This is a genomic window from Pseudomonas sp. NFX71, assembly GCF_048079215.1.
GTDB lineage: Bacteria > Pseudomonadota > Gammaproteobacteria > Pseudomonadales > Pseudomonadaceae > Aquipseudomonas > Aquipseudomonas fluorescens_B.
Genome location: NZ_CP182230.1, coordinates 5,114,957 through 5,130,900 on the forward strand (window position 1 = coordinate 5,114,957; position 15,944 = coordinate 5,130,900).

The 15,944-nt window shown below is 59.5% G+C and carries 12 protein-coding genes; 5 read left to right on the forward strand and 7 right to left on the reverse strand.

What is annotated here, in order from left to right; all coding sequences use genetic code 11:
- Positions 1-162 precede the first annotated feature (162 nt).
- Positions 163-2,154, reverse strand: coding sequence for a methyl-accepting chemotaxis protein (locus ACM1ZW_RS23940; protein WP_414879151.1), 1,992 nt, complete (start codon positions 2,152-2,154; stop codon positions 163-165).
- 166 nt (positions 2,155-2,320) lie between these two features.
- On the reverse strand, positions 2,321-3,316 hold the full coding sequence (locus ACM1ZW_RS23945; RefSeq protein WP_017338651.1) for an aldo/keto reductase: 996 nt from the start codon (positions 3,314-3,316) through the stop codon (positions 2,321-2,323).
- A gap of 117 nt (positions 3,317-3,433) precedes the next feature.
- On the opposite strand from ACM1ZW_RS23945, the gene ACM1ZW_RS23950 reads away from it, so the two are divergent.
- Positions 3,434-4,357: a LysR family transcriptional regulator gene (locus ACM1ZW_RS23950; protein ID WP_414879150.1), complete on the forward strand. Its 924-nt coding sequence runs from the start codon at positions 3,434-3,436 to the stop codon at positions 4,355-4,357.
- A 6-nt stretch (positions 4,358-4,363) separates the two neighbouring features.
- On the opposite strand, the gene ACM1ZW_RS23955 is transcribed toward ACM1ZW_RS23950, so the two are convergent.
- Complete coding sequence (locus ACM1ZW_RS23955) at positions 4,364-4,651, reverse strand: hypothetical protein (protein ID WP_144425255.1); 288 nt, start codon at positions 4,649-4,651, stop codon at positions 4,364-4,366.
- 42 nt (positions 4,652-4,693) lie between these two features.
- Between ACM1ZW_RS23955 and ACM1ZW_RS23960 the strand changes: the two genes are divergently transcribed.
- A complete protein-coding gene (locus ACM1ZW_RS23960; protein ID WP_008024801.1) occupies positions 4,694-4,882 on the forward strand; it encodes a hypothetical protein in 189 nt (62 codons plus the stop codon).
- A gap of 19 nt (positions 4,883-4,901) precedes the next feature.
- Here the strand turns inward: ACM1ZW_RS23960 and ACM1ZW_RS23965 are convergent, their stop codons facing one another.
- Positions 4,902-5,273, reverse strand: a complete 372-nt coding sequence (locus ACM1ZW_RS23965) for a fe2+ zn2+ uptake regulation protein (protein ID WP_414879149.1) — start codon at positions 5,271-5,273, stop codon at positions 4,902-4,904.
- Between the two features lie 251 nt (positions 5,274-5,524).
- Between ACM1ZW_RS23965 and ACM1ZW_RS23970 the strand changes: the two genes are divergently transcribed.
- Positions 5,525-7,870 carry an acylase gene (locus ACM1ZW_RS23970; protein WP_416739500.1) on the forward strand — a complete coding sequence of 782 codons (2,346 nt, stop codon included), beginning with the start codon at positions 5,525-5,527 and terminating at the stop codon, positions 7,868-7,870.
- A gap of 52 nt (positions 7,871-7,922) precedes the next feature.
- On the opposite strand, the gene ACM1ZW_RS23975 is transcribed toward ACM1ZW_RS23970, so the two are convergent.
- Both ACM1ZW_RS23975 and ACM1ZW_RS23980 read right to left on the reverse strand, forming a co-directional pair.
- On the reverse strand, positions 7,923-8,924 hold the full coding sequence (locus ACM1ZW_RS23975; protein ID WP_416739501.1) for a FecR family protein: 1,002 nt from the start codon (positions 8,922-8,924) through the stop codon (positions 7,923-7,925).
- Between the two features lie 97 nt (positions 8,925-9,021).
- Positions 9,022-13,878 (reverse strand): dermonecrotic toxin domain-containing protein, encoded by a 4,857-nt coding sequence (locus ACM1ZW_RS23980; protein ID WP_416739502.1) that lies wholly within the window; start codon positions 13,876-13,878, stop codon positions 9,022-9,024.
- A 183-nt stretch (positions 13,879-14,061) separates the two neighbouring features.
- Between ACM1ZW_RS23980 and ACM1ZW_RS23985 the strand changes: the two genes are divergently transcribed.
- A complete protein-coding gene (locus tag ACM1ZW_RS23985; RefSeq protein ID WP_416739503.1) occupies positions 14,062-15,102 on the forward strand; it encodes an Ldh family oxidoreductase in 1,041 nt (346 codons plus the stop codon).
- 82 nt (positions 15,103-15,184) lie between these two features.
- Here ACM1ZW_RS23985 and ACM1ZW_RS23990 read toward each other — a convergent pair whose 3' ends face one another.
- Entirely contained in the window at positions 15,185-15,502 is a 318-nt protein-coding gene (locus tag ACM1ZW_RS23990) for a DUF883 family protein (RefSeq protein ID WP_017338659.1), read from the reverse strand.
- A gap of 165 nt (positions 15,503-15,667) precedes the next feature.
- On the opposite strand from ACM1ZW_RS23990, the gene ACM1ZW_RS23995 reads away from it, so the two are divergent.
- Positions 15,668-15,919, forward strand: a complete 252-nt coding sequence (locus ACM1ZW_RS23995) for a hypothetical protein (RefSeq protein ID WP_007937833.1) — start codon at positions 15,668-15,670, stop codon at positions 15,917-15,919.
- The last annotated feature ends 25 nt before the right edge of the window (positions 15,920-15,944 follow it).

Below are 15,944 nucleotides of genomic sequence, written 5' to 3' on the forward strand. Positions count from 1 at the left end.
AGGCGGGCTTTTGTGGCGAGGGAGCTTGCTCCCGCTCGCCTGCGCAGCAGGCGCAAACCAGGTTGTGCGATTTAACTGCTAGCACCGCGTTGAATGCCAAGGCGGCCGCTTCGCAGCCCAGCGGGAGCAAGCTCCCTCGCCACAGGGAGCTGCGTTCACCCATCAGCGGACTTTGAACCGTCCCATAATCGCACTCACGCGACTATTGGCCTCCAGCAACTGCCGGGTATTGAGCTCACTCGCCTGACCGCTTTTCACCAATTCATCCACCATGTGGCGGATTTGCACCATGCTGCGGTTGATCTCTTCGGTCACGGCACTCTGCTGTTCGGCGGCGGTGGCGATCTGGGTGCTGAGGCTGTTGATGTGGCTGACAGAACCGGCCATTTCATCCAGCCCGGTGTTGACGCGAGCCGTCGCATCGGCCGCCGACTGGCAGCTGGCCTGAGTGTTTTCCATGGCGCTGACCGACGAGCTCACGCCTTGGGTCAGGCGGGTGAGCATCTCGTTGATTTCCGACGTGCTGGCCTGGGTGCGAGCGGCGAGGGCGCGAACTTCATCGGCCACCACCGCAAAACCGCGTCCCTGCTCACCGGCGCGAGCGGCTTCGATGGCGGCGTTGAGGGCCAGCAGGTTGGTTTGCCCGGCGATGGCGCCGATCACCCCGAGAATCTCGGTGATGCGCTGGGCGTCCTGTTGCATGCTTTCGACTTTGTGCGTGGCGCTGGCCACTTCGTCGATCAGCGCGATCACACTGCTGGAGGCTTCGCCCACGACCACCCGTGAACGGTCGGCGTTTTCGTTGGCGCGTTGGGTGAACGCAGCGGTTTCAGCCGCATTCTGCGCCACGCTTTCGGCAGTGGAACTCATCTCGGTGATGGCGGTGACAGTCTGGTCGGTTTCCGACGCGTGGCGCACCAGGATCTGGCTGGTGTGCGCGGACGTGCGTTGCAGGTTATCGAGGCTGGACGCCATGGCGCCGGTGGCCTGGGTGACTTCGCCGATCATGTTTTGCAGGTACGCGATGAAGGCATTGACCGAGTGACCGATGGCGCCCAGTTCATCTTCGGCGCGGATGGTGATGCGTTTGGTCAGGTCGGCGTCACCGGCCGACAGCGCGTCGATATTGGCCTTCAGCGCTTTCATGCGCTGGATCAACTGGCGGATCGCGTAGATTTGCAGCAACACCAGCAGGATCACCATCGGGATTTGCAGCAGGCTTAGCGTGCTGAGCACGTCGTCGCGCTGGGCGGTGATCAGTTTGGTCGGCAGGGCGGTGGCAAGGAACCACGGCGTGCCTTCGATCGGGCGCATGAAGAAGGTGCTGGCTTCGCCGTTGTTGTCGAACTCGACGCGCTGCGATCGATCACGGTTTTGCAGGCCGGCCTTCACTTGGCTGGCGAAGGGCGAGTTACCGGCCAGTTCGCTGATGTTCTTCAGCACGATCGGCCCGCTGATGCGCGAGCTGTTGCTGATGATCTTGCCGTCGGACTCGACGATCAGCATTTCCGCGCCCAGGTCTTTTTCCTTGCGTGCCACCAGGTCATTGAAGAAACCGAGGGTCACGTCAATGGTTGATACGCCATACGCCGCGCCGTTTTTCTGAATGGCCATGGCGCAGTTGGTGCGCGGCTCGGCGCTGGCATCATCCTTATAGGCCGCGGCCCAGGCGCATTGTCCGCGCGGGGTCTGCATGCCGCCCTTGTACCAGGTCTGGTCGTAATAGTTGGGCGCCGCGTCACTGTTCCAGAAGGTGTTCACCGCCAGCTTGCCCGAGGCATCGCGGTGCCAGAAGGTGCTGAATTTGTTGCGCCCGGCTTCACGCTGGCCGGGCAGGGGCCAGATGCCGCCGCCGAAGACTTTCAGCTCCCCGTATTGATCGACCAGGCCCGGCAGAACGGTGTCGATGGCGGCGCTGTCGAGCAGAGGAATGGTCTGGGTAATGCTGCGCTGCTGCGCCTGAACCTTGTTCAGTTCGCCCTGGATTTGCTCGGCGACTTCAGCGATGCGATTGAGGGCCACTTGTTCTTCGGTGTGGCGAAGTTTCGGCGCTACCAATTGGCTGATGCCGACTACGGTGAGAATAGACAGCAGCAGAATGAACAGGACCAGAAACAGTGTGTAGCGAGCCTGAATGGTGCGGAATGCGGGCATGGAGCCGGGTCCTTTTTAGCAGCGTTCTTATTGGGAAATTTCGGCGCTTCAAAGGGCTATCGGCCTGCATATGCGGAGCTTTAGGTACGATCGTGCAAGCTAGGGGCGAGGTGACGGGCGGTGGAGTGACCGGCCCGTTCAGGCAACCGAACGGGCCAGGTGCAGATCAACGGTCCAGCAACTTCATGACTTCTTCGGGGTAACGCAAACCGGCCGTGGCATTCGCCGGGAAGATGGCTTCCAGCGCGTGCAACTCTTCGCGGCTCAGTTTGACCTCCAGCGCCGCCACGTTCTCCTCCAGGTACTTACGTTGTTTGGTCCCCGGAATCGGGATCAGGTAATCCCCCTGAGCCAGCACCCACGCCAACGCGAGTTGACCCGCCGTCACGCCTTTTTCCGCCGCCAGGTCCTGAACCTGCTGCACCAGCAATAGATTTTTCGCAAAGTTGTCGCCCTGGAACCGTGGACTGAAACGACGGTAGTCGTCTGCCGCGAAATCATCCGGGCTTTTCAGTGCGCCAGTCAGAAAACCGCGGCCCAACGGGCTGTACGGGACAAAGGCGATGCCCAGCCGCTGACACGTGGCCAGACAGCCGTTTTCTTCCTGGTCGCGGCTCCACAACGAGTACTCGCTTTGCAGCGCACTGATCGGATGGACCTTGTTCGCCCGTTCCAGTGTCGCCGCCGAGGCCTCGCTCAATCCCAGGTAACGCACCTTGCCGGCCTTTACCAGTTCGGCCATGGCGCCGACCGTTTCCTCGATAGCCACTTGCGGGTCGATACGGTGCTGGTAATACAAGTCCAGGGTCTCGACACCGAGGCGCTTGAGGGTGCCGTCGATTGAGGCGCGAATGTAGTCCGGACGGCCGTTGACCCCGCGGGCGCTCGGATTCGCCGGGTCGCGCACGATGCCGAACTTGCTCGCCAGGAACACGTGATCGCGCTTGCCGACGATGGCTTTGCCGATCAGTTCCTCATTGGTATGCGGGCCGTACATGTCGGCGGTGTCGAGCAGATTGATGCCCAGTTCCAGCGCCCGGTGCAGGGTTGCCGTGGCCTCGCGGGTGTCGACGCCGGTCGTGTAGAAATCGGTCATGCCCATGCAGCCCAGGCCGATGGCACTGACCTGTGGACCGTTCTTGCCCAGTTGACGTGTTTGCATGAAATCAGCTCCCTGTGAATGTGACGTCCATTGTCGACCTCGACAGAAACGAGATAAACCGGCTAAAACTGCTATCACTATTCATGATTTCTAAATAATAAGTCGGTGCAAACAACAATGGATCGTTTCAACGCCATGCGCGTGTTCACCCGAATCGTCGAACTGGGGGGCTTTGCCAAAGCAGCGGACAGCCTGCAAATTCCCCGTGCCTCGGTGACCGTTCTGATCAAGCAACTGGAAAGCCATCTGGGGGTGCAACTGCTGCAACGCACTACGCGGCAGATCAGCCTGACGCTCGACGGTGCCGCCTATTACCCGCGTTGCGTGCGGTTGCTGGCAGATCTTGAGGAAACCGAAGCGGTGTTCTCCGCCGCACGGCACAACCCCAAAGGTCTGTTGCGCGTGGACATGCCCGGGGGCATCGGGCGGTTGGTGGTGATCCCGGCATTGCCGCAGTTCACCGCCCGCTATCCCTTGATCGAACTGGAGATCGGTTTGAATGACCGGCCTGTCGACCTGATTCGCGAAGGTGTCGATTGCGTATTGCGCGGCGGCGCGTCGCTCGATGATTCACTGGTGGCGCGGCCGCTGGTCATGCTGGATCAGGTCACTTGCGCCAGCCCCGATTACTTGCAGCGTCATGGCACGCCACAGGGTTTGGCCGATCTGGCGGGGCATCAGATGGTGGAGTACGTCGCCAGCAACGGCAAACGCTATGGGCTGGAATTTGTCGTCGATGGGCAGGTACAACCGGTCAGTCTGCCCAGGCAAGTCTCGGTCAACAGTGCCGATGGTTACCTGGCGGCGTGCGAGGCCGGATATGGGCTGGTGCAGGCGCCGTACTATCACGTGGCCCGGCGTATCAAGGAGGGTGGTTTGATCGAGGTGCTGAGAGAAGTGCCGCCACCGGGGATGCCGCTGACGGCGCTTTATCCTCCCCACCGTCAGTTGTCGCGGCGGGTAAGGGTGTTCGTTGACTGGATGATCGAGCTTTGCGCGCAGCCGGGAAATGACTTTTTCAGCCATCCGTCAGCTCGCTGAAAATCCTCAGCGATGCTGGTAGTACCCCGGTCCGCCACGGCCGTCGTAATGGTGGCCGCCGTGCCAGCCGCCGTGGGGGAAAATAATGCAGCCGCTCAGGGAAAGCAGGGCAAGCAGGGGAATCAGCAGTGTGATTCGACGGAACATTTCGAAATCCTCATGGTTATCGCCGCTATGAAGCCAAAAGGCTTCATCGGCTGTAACATGAGACCCCGTTTGCAGCGCCGCATCCCCGAAAAACGGTAGGGGCTTGGCATGCATCCGGATACAAACCGGATACATTTTCAGGTTCACGTTCAGGCTTATGTTTAAGCTTTTTGTTAAAGGAAAAGGGCAATGACCCAGTCGCAACGTTTGAAATACTCGATTCTGATCTCCCTGGTGGTGCTGGGGATCATGTTTGGCCTTTCGTATTTGCAGAATGCCGGCGTCATCAGCGAAAAGCTGTTTCAGTACATCGCCATTGGCGTGGCGGTGATCGTGGTGGTGATCAATGGCGTGATGCGCCGCAAGGTCAAACCCTGAGCGACGCCCGCCGACACGATTATTCGCCGTGCAGAGCGGCGGCAGCCTGTGGATGCAGGCTGTAGCTCTTGTCCGCGTTCAGCGTAATCACGCCTTCGCTGCACAAGCGCTTCAACACTTCGCGGACACTGAGAAAGGACAGGGGAATATCCAGCTCCAGCAGGTGGCTGTGTACACCGCGCACCCCCAGGCTGCGGTCGCTGTCGGCGGCGGACAGCAAGGCATCGATGACTTTCAGGCGGATCAGGCTGGTGCGCAGGCCAAAGCTCTTGAGCAGAACCCGGATCCGTTCGTTGCCGTGACGTTCGGTACGCTGAGTGAACAGGCTCGAGCCCATGGAAGTGCCCATTGGTGCAGTGCTACCGTCCGTTGGCAGTTGCGAGTTGTACATGCAAAAACTCCTTTTCAGAGCCTGAACCGGAAAGATGTGTTGGGTGCTCTTACTCAATAAGACGTACGAGCTACGCAAATCATGAAGGCTCGAATGTAGAAATTTTGTCGCCATCACGTCAGAAGCCTGTAAAGCCCTGCAGAAACACCCTCCAGCGCTCTAAATTTTTGTCCTGAATTTCGTTCCTGTAAACAGACCTATCGCGTGTGACACGCTGGGTGTGACCTTCGTTTATTCGATCAGGAGCGAGCGTGATTATTACCAGGCAATTAACCCGATTGAGCCTTGCCGGTGTGTTGGTGGGCTTGAGTCTTGCGGCAAACGCACGCAGCCAGCCGGACCAGGCGACGGCCGAAATCCGCCGGACCAGCTTCGGCGTGCCGCACATTCGCGCTGAAAACGAACGTGGCCTGGGCTACGGCATCGGCTATGCCTACGCTCAGGATAATCTGTGCCTGTTGGCCAATGAGATCACCACGGTGAACGGCGAGCGTTCACGGTATTTCGGCCCGGAGCAGTTCACGGTCGAAGAGCGCGAAAACCAGGTCAGCGATGTCTTTTTCAACTGGCTGAATACGCCGCAGGCCGTCTCTGCGTTCTGGCAGGCACAAACGCCGGAAGTCCGCGACCTCATGGAAGGGTACGTGGCGGGCTACAACCGCTCGCTGGCGGAGCGTCGCGCGCAAGGTTTGCCGCAGCAATGCCAGGGTGAGTGGGTGCGGGACATTACCGCGCAAGACCTGGTCAAGTTGACCCGTCGCCTGCTGGTCGAAGGGGGCGTCGGGCAATTTGCCGAAGCACTGGCCGGCGCCATGCCTCCCAAAGCCGTCGCTCGCAACGCAAACGCGCCCGCGTCGTTCCAGGTCGCCGATGTACGCCGGCAGCGCTTCGCCCTCGATCGCGGCAGCAACGCCGTCGCGGTGGGCAGCGATCGCTCGTTCAATGGCCGCGGCATGTTGCTGGCCAACCCGCATTTTCCTTGGGTCGGCGGGATGCGTTTCTATCAAATGCATCTCACCATTCCCGGCAAACTGGACGTGATGGGCGCCGCGTTGCCCGGCCTGCCGATGATCAACATTGGCTTCAACCAACACCTGGCCTGGACTCACACCGTGGATTCGTCCAAGCATTTCACCCTGTATCGCCTGCAACTCGATCCGAACGATCCGACCCGCTACCTGCTCGACGGCAAGTCGTTGCCGATGAAGCAGCAGACCGTGACTGTGAACGTGAAACAACCTGACGGGCAGACCCGTGCGGTTTCGCACGTGGTCTACAGCTCCCGGTTCGGCCCGATTGTGCAATGGCCTGGAAAACTGGATTGGGACAATCAGTTTGCCTACAGCCTGCGCGACGCCAACCTCGATAACGACCGCGTGCTGCAGCAGTGGTACGCGATGAACCGCGCGGTCAGCCTCGAGGAATTGCAGGCGTCGGTCCACAAGATCCAGGGCATCCCGTGGGTCAACACCCTGGCGGCGGACCATCAGGGCCAGACGCTGTACATGAACCTGTCGGTGGTGCCGAACGTCAATGCCGACAAACTGGCCAAGTGCAGTGATCCGCGAGCCGGACTGGAACTGATCGTGCTCGACGGTTCCAACAGCGCCTGTGCCTGGGACATCGACCCGACGGCGGCGCAAAAAGGCATCTATGCGTCGGACAAGTTGCCGCAACTGTTGCGCAAGGACTTCGTGCAGCACTCCAACGATTCGGCATGGATGGCCAACCCGGCGCAGCCTCTCACCGGTTTCTCGCCGTTGATCAGCCAGGACGGTCAGCCGTTGGGCCTGCGTTCACGCTTTGCCCTGGATCGCCTCGGCACGTTGAACAAGGCCGGCCCGATTGCGGCAGCGGATCTGCAACGGATGGTGATGGACGATCAGGTGTATCAGGCGGCGCAAGTCATGCCGGACCTGTTGCAATTCTGCGCGCAGGACCTTGGCGCCGATGCGCCGCTGCTGACTCCGCTGTGTGCGAGCCTGAAGGCCTGGGATCGCAGTGCGAATCTGGACAGCGGTCTTGGTTTTGTCCATTTCCAGAACGTCATGGAATCGGTGCAGGACACGCCGGATGTCTGGCGAGTCGCGTTCGATCCGAAAGATCCGCAACACACCCCGCGCGGCCTGGCGGTTGATCGCCCGACGGTTGCGAAGGCCTTGCGCGAAGCGATGCTGGCTTCGGCGGAAGTGGTCAGCAGGTCGGGGCTCAGGACCGACAGCCATTGGGGCGATATCCAGGTGGTGAGCAGCGGCGGCCAGCAGACGCCGATTCATGGCGGTCCAGGCACACTGGGCGTTTACAACGCCATTCAGAGCGTGCCGAGAACCGATGGCAAACGTGAAGTGGTCAGCGGCACTAGCTATTTGCAGGTCGTGACTTTCGATGACAAGGGGCCTCAGGCCAAAGGGCTGCTGGCGTTTTCGCTGTCCAGCGACCCGGCGTCGAAACATGCCAATGACCAGACCGTGGCGTTCTCGAAGAAACAGTTGAGTGTGTTGCCGTTCACCGAACAGCAGATCACTTCGGACCCGCAGTATCAGGCGCAGACGATCCGTGAACAGGATGAAAAAGCCGGGAAGGTGGCCAAAAAGTAAAACGCTGCTTGAGCGATGAAGAAAGGCCGCACCCCGCAAGGGTGGCGGCCTTTCAGCTTTTCGGGGGTTGTTGCGGAATGGAGTTGAGGACCGGATTGCCTTCCTTGTTTCGAGTCAGGTAGACCGGCAACACCCTGGGCAGCGTCGCCACCAGGTTGTGGAGTTCCTTGATGTTGTAGATGCCGCCGAGGCGGATCGCGCCGGTGCTGTTGTCAGCCACCATCACGGGGTTTTCCAGATAGCGATTGATCAGGGGCAGGGCTTCGGATAACGCCAGGTCATCGAGCACCAGTTTGCCGTGGCGCCAGGCCAGTGACGTGTCATTGGCGTAGGTCTGGCTGATTTGCGGCGTGAAGTCGCCGTGTTTATAGCGCGCCTGCATGGATGGCTCCAGACGCAAACCATCGCCCGGCAGGTCATCGTTGCTACTGACCAGTACCGAACCTTCGATCAGATTCACGCGCACCTGATCCTCATACATCCAGACGTTGAATTTGGTCCCGGTGACCCGAATCCTGCCGTCCGCCGCCTTGACGACAAAGGGGTGGCTGGCGTCATGGCTGACACTGAAAAACGCTTCGCCCTTATCCAGCGAGACCCGGCGCTGGTCCTTGTAATTGCTGAAGGTCAGTTCTGTGCCCAGGTTCAACTCGACTTGGCTGCCATCGCTCAGGGTGACCTGGCGGATCGCATTGCTGGCTTCGAAATGCTGGTACGAATTGGGCAGCAAGCCCAGGTTCCAGCCACTGTACGCTGCCAGTGGCAACGCCAGGGCACAAACGGCCGCGGCAATGCTAACGGTGCGCCAGGGCGTTGCACGCTTGGCCCGAGTGATGGGCACGACAGTCTCGAGGCGCGGCAAATCTTCCGCGACTTCCCAAATCTCCAGCATCGCCTCGTATTCGAACGCATGCAGCGGATGAGCATCGCGCCACTGCTCGAAGGCTTGACGCTCCTCGGCCGTGCAGTCGCTGGCGTGCAGACGCATGCACCAATGCGCAGCGGCATCGGTGACAGCGTCATAGTCGGCTTGTGAGAAAGGGCTGTCGGTCATTGACTCATCCTGATTTCCTGCATTCTAACCTTGAGGGCAGTCTGCGAGAACAGGCGTCATGGCATTTACCCATCAAACGTCTGTTTATTTTCCGCCATCAAGGTGTATTGACGTGTAACTGGCGGCCGAGATGACTGATTAACCAAGCCACGCTGTCGGCATTGCCGAGTTGCACCGCCAGGCGAGTCAGGGAATCTTTTTTAAAGGTTTCGCGAGCACCGCTCAGGTTTTCTGCGCCGGTCAACGTCAAAATATGCGCTTTCACCCGATCCGTATTTTCATAAGTGGAATTTCCCGGATCTTCCCACGCCCCGGTGTCTGGATCCCGGGTCATGAACAGTTGTGTGTAAGGGGTCTTGATCGACAGTGCGGTGTCCTGGATGTGGGTCAATGCATTTTTGAGATCGGTGGCTGTCACGCTGGTTGTGCCAATCAGGTCGGCAAAGGGCCTGCCAGGGTCCAGGTAGGAAATGTCCTCGGTTTTACAGACAAGGTGCGAAAGCTCATGCAAAAGGGTCACCGCCCGGGCATGCGTGTTGATCGGAAATGCTGTATCGGAAAGATGTTGGCGGTATAGGTCGAAACCCGGATTGAAGAACCTTTCCGCCAGATAAATCTTCCGCTTGGCGTCATTCGGGACGATAAAGGCGAATGTGCTGTAGGCGTCCTCGATTACCCGGCCGACGACAAAACGATTGGACTTGGTCTTCCTGAGTGTAGGGTCCAATAACGCGGTAAACAGGTCGCCCACGACTTTTTCCAGTTTCTCGACATGCGCGGGCAGCACTTGCGGCACATCGATGAAACGTTTGATGAGTCGATGCACGGGGGTTTCCGCGTCATCGGATGCCTTCAGCAACTGCAGGTTTCGAAAGCTGTTCCAGGCATAGGTCGTTGCCTGGTCCAGCGCTTCGTCGATCTGACGAGCCTTCTGTGGGAAACACCGGCGTATCTGCGGCATTCCATGGGCGTCGATGTTCATGCCACCCCAGGCCGCTGCCGCCGCATCCAGCCGATCCATGAGGCCGAATTGCGGAGGCGGTGCATTCCGGTCGATTACCCATCGATTCGATGCGTTTTGTCGCAGATAAGGGCCGAGGGTCTGTGTATCTGCGATGCGCCAGCGGCTGCCGCGTTTTGTCACCGGAAAAACTTTGCCTTCAACCGGCCCGTAAAGCTGTTTCGTCGTGGGGTGCGCGTAGAGCCCGGGCGTCGAGTCGGGCTTCAGCGCGTTCAGGTGGACATGGCGGCTTTCATGACGCTTCAAGGCTGTGCGCTCGGGGGCGGTGACCTTGATGTCCTGCCATTTGCAGGCGGCATCGGAGTTTGCTGGTGCCGGTGCGACTGGCGTAGCCGTCGGTGGCGCGTGAGTGTCCAACGACTGGCGCAGCGAAGCGAGCTGTGCGATCCCGCTGATGAATGCCCTGATGGCCGCGCCCCATTTGTGCGTCTGCAGGTCTTCGGCGGATTGCTTGATGTCACGGTAACTGTTCCACACCGTGACGGGGTAAGCGAGTTTACCCATGAAAAACGAGTACGCCTCGTGCAGGTCTTCACCCAGTACGTGCTTGATGGTTGCCCACTCACTCTGCTTCTTGTCATCGGACTGACAACCGAGCAATCGGCCGAGCAACGCGGCATTGTCGTTGAACAAGTGCCCGAACAGGTGGCCCTTGATGGGATTCGACGCCAGGGTAACTTCCTCCTCGGGGGCGCCAGGAGTCTCCGGCGTGGCTCTCGCGACCCGGCTCGGGGGCGTCGCCATTCGGGTCTCCAGCAGGATCCGTTCAGGGTTCTCCAGGTTCATGAGGACCCAGTCGAGCAGTCCGCCCTGGGTCTTCAGTTCTGCCAGCAACTGTGTTTCGCTTTCGTATTCTTTTATCCCGTGCCTGGGGCTGTGCGGTGCGAGCAGCACCTGCGGTGCCGTGCTATCGGCCGATGAGCCGATCAGATAGACGCCAGGCACTTTGACGGTTTGCCCGCTCCTGATACCGAGGAACTCCAGGGGGCGGATGATGCCATGGGCACCGTCGACTGCCGCACGGGCGATGGCGTCGGGCATGTCCATGATCTGGCGGATCAGATCAAACCCGGTTTCGCTGAGGCGTTCCTGCAGTTTTTCTGCGTGGGCGTGGTGCATCAGTTGCCAGGGCAACTGTGTGTAAAAAAGCTTCCTGCGTTCCGCGTTCGCCGAGGTGTCTGCCAGGGCGTCGCTCACTATTTGCTGTTGATGCACACCCGGTTTCAGGTCGCGTATCAGGTCTTTGATATAGCGTTCGTCCATGCCTTCTGGAATGGCTGTGTTATCCAGGGACGTCAGTTTGAGGAAGACGGCGTCCAGGTCCTTGAGGTGAGTCAAGGCAAAGTCGGTCAGGGTTTGGGTGCTGGACGCAGACCTCGGGCTCGCGCTGATCTCGACCCGGACCTTGTCCGGATCAATGTTGAAGTCGTCTGCCTTGAGTTGTTTTTCCAGCTCATGGTACGCGGTGCGCTGCAACGAGCGGATGCCGGTGAGGTAATCCTGGTCGTCTTTGACGTTATGAAGGTATTGCTGAAGCAGTTCGCCATGCAGGATCAGGTCTTTGATTGGCGCCTTGGCCAGCCAGGCCGGCAGTTTTTGCTGGGTGGTCAGGGATTCGGCAATATCGGTTGCACGGCGCAGCCCGGTCATCGGTTCGCGCAGGGCCACCAGATTCAGCAGGCTGGCCAGCGGTGCGGGAGAGAGCGGGGTGGTCAACGCTTGGGTGACGCAGGTCTGGTCGAGATCGACAAAGGGCTTTTGCAGATAATCGAGGAAGTGCCCATGGACCCGTTGCAGTGGCGCCAGGGTGTAAGCCTTGCCTGGCAACCGCTCGCTGCGGCCGAGGTTTTCCAAGAGCATTGATCGATGATTCTCGTCCTTGAGGCGTCGCTCGAGTTGCTCCAGTAGCGGCGTCAGTGCGTTGAAGGCTTCAAATCCCAGTGCCGGCGTCCACAAAATGGCTTTGCCCGAGTGCACCGGATCCAGGCCTCCCCGTTCAGTGAGGACAAAGCAACTGGCCAGTTTCAACGGGGTCGCGGTGGCGCCGGTCTTCAATGCCAGGGAAAAGACCTCCGGAAAAAAACCGTTCAATGCCGCCCGTTGCAGGTGTATCGGGGTATCGAGCACGGTTTTGATGATTGCCTGTTCCGTTGCACCCAGGGTGCGCGAGACGGCGCGAAGCTTCAATTCACTGCGCAGTGCCGTTGACAGGGTATGGGTAAAACTCGATTGCAAATTCGCCAGGGATATACTGACGAGGCTGTGCGCATCAGTGAATGTGCGGGTTTTGATGGGAATGACCGGGTGTTTTTCAAGGAGTTGATCGAGCGCCTGTTCGACCGAGTTCAGCAGCGACAGCTCCTGTCTGGCCGACTCGGCACGCACGGTGGCCGGTCTCGCGCTGACGCGGCGGTCCGGGCGCGTGCTCCAGCGTCCTGCGGCCTCAGCCAGGAGCAGGCGGTTATCGATCAATCCCCGGACGTCCAGGGCATTGTCGAGCAAGGCGTGAGGGTCCAGCGTACCTTCGCTTTCACGGTAGCGGCTCAAGGCATGGCTGAGGTTTTGCCGTTGTTTCTCCACGATGTCGACCATCATCCGTTCAAACGCCGGGCCGATGACCGGCTCTCCCACAACGACTCGATCGTCCGGTTCCAGCCCAAGAAAAGTGCCGCGTTCGTCCAGCGACATGAAATTGAGCAGTGTGTCTTCATGCCCCTCGCTTTTGAGCATGTGCAGCACGATTTTTTTCACCGCGGGCAGGTTGCTTGTGGCCTCGATGCCTCGGGTCGGGTTGTACAGAAAACTCAGGGTGCTGGTGCCCCCGATCATCAAGGTCGAGGCAAGCTCCGCAAAATGTTTGAGCGGGGCGGTGACCCGCACTTTTTCGATGCGAAGGGGATTGTTTGGGGCAGGCGCGAGGCTGACATTCATCAGTTGCAGATATTCCTGCGTCGTTAAAGTGCCCTGCTGGCGTTGATGTAAAAGCCGCGTGTGAAACGTGTCGCGCATGCAGTCGCTGAAAAAACTCAGGCGCGACAGGCCATTGCTCATGGGCGTGTTCCAGAACGTCTCAAGCAGGCTTTGCAGGTGAGGCGTAAAACTCTGCGCGATCTCCTTTATGGCGCTTTCCCATGCCTGGTTGTCGATATCGCTGCTGACGCTGTGCTCGGGATGGGTAAACGCCCTGGAATCGCCTGTCGGCCACTGGTTCGTCAGGTAAAAATGCAGGAAGGCCTCGCTCAGTGACATCGAGGAAATCGTGTGCGCCTTATCACGGTCATCGAACGCGGAGCCTGTACTGACAAAACTCTTCAGCCGAGTCAGGCGCTGGTCGAGTGTGGGAAATGGCTTGAGCAGCGCATGCTTGAGGGTATCGTCGAGCATCGATTGCAAGGTGGGTATCTTGACCAGCTCACCCGCCATCGCCTGGATGTTTTCTTCTTGCTGTTGCTGAAGGACGAGTTCCTGGTCTTCGAACACCGCACCTTCGATGTCGCTGGTGGCAATGTCGAGTGCAGGGGCGGCGGCCAGGGGCAAGCGTTGTTCGATGGAGACGAAACGCAACAGTTCACGTTTTCCGCTGGCGTGCGCCAACCACTCTTTGAGCTTGCTTTTGAGGTCGTCCATGTCCGCGAATTTGATCAAGCCCTTCCACGGCGTGTAGAGCGTGACCTCGCCATCGTTGGGCCGACTCATGGCAAAAGCGCCGGCCAACGGGATGCCGGTCTCGCCCGGCAAGGACAACAGGAGCCGGTAGGCGTGCATCGGTTTTACATGCGTTTTACGGGCTGACTGAGTGGGTCGATAAACCGTCTTCAGCCAGTTCAGATCGTCCAGGCTAAAGCTCAGCGCGTTTTCCCGTTCGCCGGGTTGCCTGGCGGCGGATGCGCGTTCTGCTTCGTCAAAAAAATACGGCAGTGCAGGCGTCGTCATGATGTTTCCTCGATGGGCTGCGACGGTGTTCAGTGCAGGTCGTTGGGTCGAGGGGCAACAATAGAGGCCGGAAAAAGGCGGGGTGCGGTACATATTGCTTGCGCGAGAGACTTGACAGGACGCCGGTAAGAAAGCGCTTAATCGACCTGTCGCCCGTCTCTAAAAATAACACTGGAGCTTCAGATGACCGCTTCGCCTGAAATGGCAGTCAGTTCGGCCAACTCAACCCTGGATTTTGATTCTCTCGTCCTGTTGCTCGAACACATTTTCGTTCGCCATGGCACCTCCGCCGAGGTCGCCAGGACACTGGCTCTCAACTGCGCGGGCGCCGAACGCGATGGCGCCCACAGTCACGGCGTATTTCGCATTCCCGGTTACGTCTCGACGTTGAAGAGCGGCTGGGTCAATGGCCAGGCCGTGCCGGTGGTAGAAGACGTGGCGTCGGGTTTTGTCCGGGTCGACGCCGGCAACGGTTTCGCTCAACCGGCGCTCGCCGCTGCCCGCGCCTTGCTGGTGGAAAAGGCCCGCAGTGCCGGTATCGCGGTGCTGGCGATTCGCAATTCCCATCACTTCGCGGCGTTGTGGCCCGACGTCGAACCGTTCGCCTATGAAGGATTGGTGGCGTTGAGCGTGGTCAACAGCATGACCTGCGTGGTGCCGCATGGCGCCGATCGCCCGCTGTTCGGTACCAACCCGATTGCTTTCGCCGCCCCGCGCGCGGACGGTGATCCGATAGTCTTTGACCTGGCCACCAGTGCCATCGCCCATGGCGATGTGCAGATCGCTGCACGCAAGGGTGAGCGTTTGCCGGCGGGCATGGGCGTGGATAGCCTCGGTCAGCCGACCCAGGACCCGAAAGCGATTCTTGAAGGCGGGGCGTTGCTGCCGTTTGGCGGGCATAAAGGTTCGGCGCTGTCGATGATGGTGGAGCTGTTGGCGGCGGCGTTGACCGGCGGCAACTTCTCGTTCGAGTTCGACTGGAAGAACCACCCCGGTGCCAAAACACCATGGACCGGACAGTTGTTGATCGTGATCGATCCGAGCAAGGCCGCCGGACAGAATTTTGCCGAGCGCAGCCAGGAACTGGTGCGGCAGATGCACGGTGTGGGGCTTAAGCGATTGCCGGGTGATCGACGTCACCATCAGCGGGCCAAATCCAGCGTGGGTGGCATTCAGCTGGATGCGGACACGCTGGCGAATTTGCGGGAGTTGGCCGGCGCCTAGAAATTGGAACGCAGACCTGTGGGAGCGAGCAAGCTCGCCCCACAGGGATTTCATTTCACTAATGAATTATTGATAGGCGGGCTTAACGGCGGCCCAGCAACAACCCGACAACCAAACCAAAACCGGCGGAAATGGCCACGGTTTGCCATGGATGCCCGCCAATGTAGGTTTCAGTGGCTTCGACCGCCGGGAGGGTGCGGTCGCGAACGCTGGTGACCGAGTCCCGTGCCTGCTGGAGTTTCTGGGCGATCTGTCCGCGAAGCGTGTCTGCTTCTTCACCGACCAGCGACGCGCTGCTTTTCAGCAGTTTTTCCGACTCTTCGATCAGCGCCTGTAGATCGCTGAAAGCCTGGTCCTTGATTTGGTCTTCAGCGACTTGTGCGGCAGTTTTCCGGGCCATTGAGGTACTCCTTGCAAGTGAATAGGCAGTGAACAATGGAGTCTGCCACGACGGAAAAAGTTGCAGTGATTTTGCGCGGCACCGTCATCCTGTGGAAAAATCCAGCGCAGGACATTTCTTCCTACAGTGTAAGATGTCGCCTATTTACGCAGCAGGTAACTCCCCATGAGCTTCAATCTGGCCGACAAACCCCTTGCCGAGCGCGCGGCGCTTGAAGACGAGAAATCCCGTCTGTTCGAACTCTGGCAAAACAACCTGGGCAAAGCCAAGGGCGAAGCCGCACGGTTGTTCGGCGAGCGCGCCAAGCGCAAAGGCAAATGGGCCGAATGGGTCCGTTCCGAACTCGACGGCATGTCGCCTCCAGAGTTCGCGAACATGGTGCGCAGTGAAGTCAATCGCTTGATGGCGGCCAAGTAAACCCCTGCCTGACACTACCCGAGTA

Bases quoted from the DNA above. Each gene is read 5' to 3' on its own strand.
- ACM1ZW_RS23940 (WP_414879151.1), bottom strand. From the start codon at position 2,154: ATGCCCGCATTCCGCACCATTCAGGCTCGCTACACACTGTTTCTGGTC.
- ACM1ZW_RS23945 (WP_017338651.1), bottom strand. From the start codon at position 3,316: ATGCAAACACGTCAACTGGGCAAGAACGGTCCACAGGTCAGTGCCATC.
- ACM1ZW_RS23950 (WP_414879150.1), top strand. From the start codon at position 3,434: ATGGATCGTTTCAACGCCATGCGCGTGTTCACCCGAATCGTCGAACTG.
- ACM1ZW_RS23960 (WP_008024801.1), top strand. From the start codon at position 4,694: ATGACCCAGTCGCAACGTTTGAAATACTCGATTCTGATCTCCCTGGTG.
- ACM1ZW_RS23965 (WP_414879149.1), bottom strand. From the start codon at position 5,273: ATGTACAACTCGCAACTGCCAACGGACGGTAGCACTGCACCAATGGGC.
- ACM1ZW_RS23975 (WP_416739501.1), bottom strand. From the start codon at position 8,924: ATGACCGACAGCCCTTTCTCACAAGCCGACTATGACGCTGTCACCGAT.
- ACM1ZW_RS23980 (WP_416739502.1), bottom strand. From the start codon at position 13,878: ATGACGACGCCTGCACTGCCGTATTTTTTTGACGAAGCAGAACGCGCA.
- ACM1ZW_RS23985 (WP_416739503.1), top strand. From the start codon at position 14,062: ATGACCGCTTCGCCTGAAATGGCAGTCAGTTCGGCCAACTCAACCCTG.
- ACM1ZW_RS23990 (WP_017338659.1), bottom strand. From the start codon at position 15,502: ATGGCCCGGAAAACTGCCGCACAAGTCGCTGAAGACCAAATCAAGGAC.
- ACM1ZW_RS23995 (WP_007937833.1), top strand. From the start codon at position 15,668: ATGAGCTTCAATCTGGCCGACAAACCCCTTGCCGAGCGCGCGGCGCTT.